The following is a 6,204-nucleotide window of genomic DNA, read 5'->3' as shown; positions in this document are numbered from 1 at the left end:
AAATTTTTTTAAATTTTTTTTCAAATCTTTACATAAAAAATCGTAAATTTATGATCAACTATTCCAATTAGAAATACCTACTATACTATATGCATATATTACAATGTTTACATAAAAGCATATTGTAACAAATTATTATTTTTCCATTATATATCTCCAATATACCAAATATGTCCCAACTAGGACATAAATGTCCAATAATAAACGTCCCCAATAGAAAAAAGCATAATAATTGTCTTATTATGCTCTTTCAATATATCAAATGTGTCCCAACTAGGACAAAAATGTCCAATAATAAACGTCCCCAATACTACCCCATAGAAACTATTTTCACAATTTGTTGTTCTAATTCTTTAATTTTTTGATTTAATTTTTCAACCTCAGCATCATTTGTTTCTTCATCAAGTAAGTCTTCTTTTACCATTGCTTCCATGTCTTCTAGTTCTTCTTTTAATGTTTCCATTCTATCTAATACTTGTAGTCTTAAGTATCTTTGGTTATGTTGAGGGTCTATTTTATCTATCATTTTTATTGTTTCATTTAAGTCATATTTTTCGCCAAATGATGGAATCGTTACTGGTAGATTTGTTGTTTCTACTATTTTTTGCTTTAATACTTTCTGGCCTTCTGGTTCTCCATGAACTAAAAATATATGTTGCGGTTTTTTTATAAATGAATATATAAAATTTAAAAGTCCTTCTTGATCTGCATGACCTGAATATCCCTCTATATATTCAACTCTAGCATTTACAGCTATATCTTCTCCAAATATTTTTACTGTTTTTGCTCCATCTACTATTTTTCTTCCTAGTGTTCCTGGTGCTTGATACCCTACAAATAATATAGTATTTTTTGGATTCCATATATTATGTTTTAGGTGATGTTTTATTCTTCCTACTTCACACATCCCACTTGCAGATATTATTATTGATGATTCATCATTTTCATTTAATTCTTTTGATTCCTTAAAACTGTTTCTACTATCAATGTACATTTTAAGTTTATTTTCATCCTCATCATTAAAATAAGGAAGTTTGTCGATATGATTTTCAATTATCGATTTCAGCACCAGATTGTATTCATTTACCCCAAAGGGTTTGAATTTTTTTTCATCCTCGTCATAATACTTTTTAAAATCCTTTTTTGCCTGTTCTATAATTTTCTCTTCTGGAGAGAATATCATCATTGCAAAGTCGCTTCCTGTTGGCATGCCAAAACAAACTTCCGCGCCAGCTCCAAAAAGAATACCTATTTTATCGTCTTTTTCTTTCATATTATTTTTCCAAAATACCCAGATTTTTCTCTCTCTGTGTCCTGCCGCACATATCCAAGTGTCATTCCCGCACTCGATGCGGGAATCTGTATTTTTTTTACAACAGCACCCGCTCCATTCGGCTTAACGCCTCATTGCGCCGGCTCTACACCGCCGCAGTTCGACTATTACTTGCCTGTTGAGCGGACAATGCGGAAGCCAAGGGCGTCGTCCCTGCCGCGGGCGCCGCCGCAGATCTCGCGGCCCACCTCGCAGCCCGCGGCGCTGAAGCTCCAGCTCCCGCCGCAGCTATAGCGATAGCTGCCTCTGGAATCCCAGCACCATTCCAACACGTTTCCGCTCATGTCATACAAGCCGTAGCCGTTCGGCTTCTTCTGCGCAACAGGATGTGTCTTACTTCCGCTGTTGCCGTCATACCAGCCTACTTCGTCAAGATTGTTGCTGCCACTGTACTTATAGTTCTCTCCGCCCATTGCCGCATACCGCCACTCTTCCACTGTGGGCAGGCGGTAGCCGTCGGCGTTTCTGTTACATTCAACATTATCTTCATTTATAGAATAGGCCGGCTCAAGCCCGGCTTTCTTGCTCAGTTTGTTGCAGAACTCAACAGCGTCATACCAGCTCACTTTTTCCACAGGCAAGCTGTCGCCTGTGAAGCGGCTCAGATTTTTCCCCATAACAGCCTTGTACACAGCCTGCGTTATCTCTGTCTTTGACATTACAAAATCTTGTCCTGGAATAATGGCAAAATCAATGCCGCTGCGTTTTTTACAGTCCGCTGCTAAATAATAACAAGCCATCCAAAAATCATCTCCAACCAGTCTTTCAGCCTGTCCCCTTTCTTTTCCCTTACTCTTCAATTCCTTGATTATTCTGTCTTTCTCTTTCTCTTCCGCCACAACGCCCTGTATCTCGCGCAAATCCTGCACTGGCTTCATCTCGCGCACAAGCTCCTCGTTGAGCGTGCTTGTCTGCACAACTTTGCCGCTCACGGTGTTTATTGCGCGCAGCTTTGTAAAGTAGAATGTATAGGTGCTGGGCTTGTCCTTTGCGGCGGCTATGGCGTTGTAGTCAAGCTCAAAGTACAAAATAGGGTCTCCGCGCACCAGAAGAGACGTGTACATGTCGGTGTTGCTTATGTACTCTTCAAGCTGCGCGTCGCTCGCCGTTGCCATGTCAGGGGCTGCCTTTCCTGTGAGTGTCTCGTACTTTACAATGAACGTGTCCTGGAAGAGCAGGATTCCGTCCGAATACAGCGAGAGGTAGGCGTTCCAGCCGCACTTGTCGCCGTCGTAGGTTCCGTAGCCCACCTTAAGCTCGCCTCCCATGCTGCTCACAGTCTTTACTGCGGCAAGCGTCTTGTAGTCCGCGTCAATGCTCTGCAAAAGCGCGTTCTGCTGCGCCATTGTAGACTGCTTTACGCTCTCGCAGTCGGCAAGGAACTTTGCAAGAAGAGCATCGTTGTTTGAAAGCACCTTGTTCGCCCTGCGCTGCTTTGCGGCCTCGGTGGGTTTTCCGTCCTTCATCTCGACGCTCGCCCAGTTTGCCTCAAGAATTTTTAAGGCCTGCTCTGTCTCGTCATCTTTCATCTGCGTGTAAAGTTCCACGCTGCGCGCTTCCACACCCTGCCGTATCTCCACGAGCGCCTTCTTCTTGCTTTCAAGCATGCTTATAAGGCCGAGCACTCCCTGCTTTTCTGTCTTTAGCTTGCGCACCTCGGCTGCTTTTGCCGCGGCATCTTTTGCAAGCTTGTCGCGCTGTGTCTTTAGGGCAATGCTTCGTTCCGCCTCAAGTTTTGAGTCCGCGTCGGCACGTGCCTTTTGTGCCTTCAGTTCTTCCTGTCGTTTTTTTTCCGCATTTTGTTTTTCTTTAAGCAGGGCTTTTTCCGCCTCGATGCGGTTCTTGTTCTGGATGGCGTTTATGTCGTTGCTTGTCATAAGCTTGGAAAGCTCAGCATCGTACTCGTTCATCATCTTCTGGAACTGAGCCTCATTCTGCTTTGCAAGGGCAAGCTGGTCGTCAACGCTAAAGTTTGAAGAGCCGCTCGCAAGAAGATTCTTGTTCAGGTCGCTTATCTGAATGCCAAGTTTTTCGCCAAGCGTAAGGGTTAGCTCGTCTATTGCGCCAGTTGAGCCGTAAAGGTATTCGGCCTTTGAATATTCCTTGCTTGTTGCGCTTGCCATCTGCTCGCCAGTTGTAAGGTCGGTAAAATCCACGCTGATTACATATCCGTTGCCTGTCTTGCGAATTTTTGTAAAGAGCGCGTATTTTGCGGTTGTAATTTTTCCAAGCTCGATTGCGGTGGACTCATCGCGGGCATTGCTTTCGCTTTCCGCCTGGAGTTTTTTTAATGCCGCCTCGGACTTTGAGTCAACCACAGTTTTCATTCCAAGAAATTCCTGCAGGTTGCTCTTTAATTTGTCCTGAATCTGTCCCGGAAGCCACGCCGCCTCTGAACCGGCAAGGTTTACAACTTCCTGATTCACAACCTGAACGGAGTTTTTTTGAAATTTATTTTCTTTTTTAGCATTATTTTCTATTTTAGCATTTTGTTCTATTTTAGCATTATTTTCTATTTTAGCATTTTGTTCTATTTTATTATTGTTTATAGAAACACTTTCTGTCGTTTCGCAAGAATTAAGAGATAGTATAAAAACAATCACTAATAAAAATACTATTTTTTTCATTTAGAATTTTCCTTGATACTTTCATTTTCTAAAAATTTACAGATAAAATATTCAACAGTGTTATCTTTTGGCTTATAAATTATACTCAAAGTTAGCTTTTCTTCTTGTAAGATATTTTTAAAGACTCTCTCTAATCTTTTGCATAACTAAAGGTTAAAGAGAGCCAAACAGGTTTTATTCTTTACATTAGATAGTCCGCCAGTCTCGCAGCTTCTTCTGTTGATGCCTTCGTCTGCGCTTCCTGTGCGTCCATTTCTTTTGCCTTTAACGCTGTCTTTGCTGTCTCGGCGTTGCTTGCCGCAGCATCGGCGTTTGCTTTTGCGCGCTCCGCCTCAAGACGCGCCATCTGCGCCTTGTAAAGAGCCTCCTCTTCTGCCTGTTTTGCGGCGTCCTTCTTGTCCGCGTCTGCCTTCATCTCGCTGAAGAGAGCGCCCACTTTCTTCTGTGTATCGGTAGTCAAGTCTGCGCCGCCCATAACGTCCATAAGATACTTCTTGCAGAGGTTGTCCCAAGTGCCTTTGTCCATTGAATAAACTGTGTAGTAGATGTACTGCTCGCTCTGATCTTTTGTTCCAGCCCTTGTTGTGCGCACTTTCTGGAAGAATCCTGTCTCCTCGCGGAGTCCTGTCATGTCCGCCTTTGTCTCGCTTGCAGCAACATAAACCGCCTCAAGCTGCCCCACGTCGTTCAGACCCTGGCCAACGCGTCCGATTACCTTCTGGCTAAGCTCCGCCGCCTGAGTGTAGGCAAATCCCGCGCGGCTCAAAGCCTGGGCTGCCGCCTCTGTTTTTCCTGTCGCCATGCTCACCTTTACAACGCGGTTTGCATCTGTTCCCCACTGCTGTTTGAACGTGTCTGAGTTTCCGCGCCTCATGTTCTTGAGCCACTGCGGAGCCTGCGCTTCGCCTAAAGTCCTGTCCGTCCAGTCAACAACCACAACCTTGTCAACATCGTCGTCAACATCGTTGTCAACATTAACATTGAGCGACGAATCCAGTGCAACCTTGGTGCTCCCGCAGCCCGACATTCCAAGAGCGAGCGCGGCCGCCACGCATACAAAAATCACCTTTTTCATTTTTTTCCTCCAGATGAAAAATTCTATAACTCAAGAAAGCCGCTCAAATCTTTTTTTACAGCTTCCTCAGTTTCCTTTGAAAGTTTTGGAAACGCCTTTTTCTGGGCGTTTTCAAGCGAATATGCGACAGACTTTTCCGCCGCCTGGACCTCGCACGAATAAACCGTTTTTTCCTCTTTGTTCTGGATTTTCAGCTCCAGTCCGGGTTTTATAGATACAGGCTCGCTTCCCGACACATTCAGCTCTACGAGGACTTCCGCAATGTAGTTTGCCTGCTCAATATTTTTGGAGACTTTAAGCCCGCAGTCTGTAAATACGGAGGAGACTGCGCTTTCCGCAAGGCGGCTATAGTCGTTTTGCGTCTGAATATATATAGAACAGTTCTGCCTGCTTTCCTCAAAAATCACCGGAACATGAGAGATTTTGTCGCGCTCGTCCTGATAAGCCGCCTCTTCCTTTGGATTTATGATTCTGCCGTACTCAAGTTTTTCCAGAAGTTCCGTTGCGCTCTGCCACACCTTGCCGCACATTCCGGCTTTGGAAAAATAGTCCGGCTCATTTTCAAGATTTTTGTAGAGACCGTTAAAGCTGTTCTTTTTGATTTCAATCTGAGGCTTGTACTGCTGCCATGCGTCATTGCGGTTCATGTAGACCACGCAGTACCACTTTTTTTCCGCCTTGTAGTAGAAAGGCTCGGTGTACTCAAGAGCAAAAAGCTCCACCTCGGACTGAACATTCACGTCGTCCACAACAAGAGTTTTCTCCTCCGCAGAATTTGCCGCTGTAACGGAAGTCATTGTCGTTGAAAGATTCGCGTTCACGCTTGTCTTGAAGTAGCGCGAGAGCGCGGCGGTTGCATCAGTCCTTGCTTTTTCGGCTGTATCGCCGCTTCCGCGCTGGGCAAGATATTCAGAATTCGGATATACAGTCCTGTAGTTCTGAACCCATTGCGGCATCGCCGCTTTTTTTGCAAAAAGCGGCAAAAGACAGCAAAATACCGCCGTCAAAATGAGGAAAGATTTTTTCATGTGATTTTCTCCAGAGACAAAAAAGGCGGATTCCGCACGCACAGGCACGCAAATTCCGCCTTTATAAGGATTTTTATAGATGGGGTATGAGAATTTACATTTGGAAGAGAGTACGCCTGCAGCAATCGAGCAATCGAGCAA

At 44.4% G+C, this 6,204-nt stretch carries 4 protein-coding genes; all 4 read right to left on the bottom strand.

From position 1 onward, the window contains the following. Positions 1–310 precede the first annotated feature (310 nt). Complete coding sequence (locus B3Y13_RS08375) at positions 311–1,273, bottom strand: MBL fold metallo-hydrolase RNA specificity domain-containing protein (RefSeq protein ID WP_296693930.1); 963 nt, start codon at positions 1,271–1,273, stop codon at positions 311–313. Between the two features lie 167 nt (positions 1,274–1,440). After that, positions 1,441–3,960 (bottom strand): SUMF1/EgtB/PvdO family nonheme iron enzyme, encoded by a 2,520-nt coding sequence (locus tag B3Y13_RS08370; protein WP_296693929.1) that lies wholly within the window; start codon positions 3,958–3,960, stop codon positions 1,441–1,443. 181 nt (positions 3,961–4,141) lie between these two features. Next, entirely contained in the window at positions 4,142–5,035 is an 894-nt protein-coding gene (locus tag B3Y13_RS08365; protein WP_296666897.1) for a hypothetical protein, read from the bottom strand. Positions 5,036–5,058: 23 nt separating this feature from the next. Continuing rightward, a complete protein-coding gene (locus B3Y13_RS08360) occupies positions 5,059–6,063 on the bottom strand; it encodes a hypothetical protein (RefSeq protein WP_296666898.1) in 1,005 nt (334 codons plus the stop codon). Positions 6,064–6,204: the final 141 nt, after the last annotated feature.

The organism is Treponema sp. UBA7567, from assembly GCF_002476655.1.
Classification (GTDB): domain Bacteria; phylum Spirochaetota; class Spirochaetia; order Treponematales; family Treponemataceae; genus Treponema_D.
The sequence above is the reverse complement of the archived record's forward strand: the minus strand, read 5'-3'. Positions and strand labels throughout refer to the sequence as shown.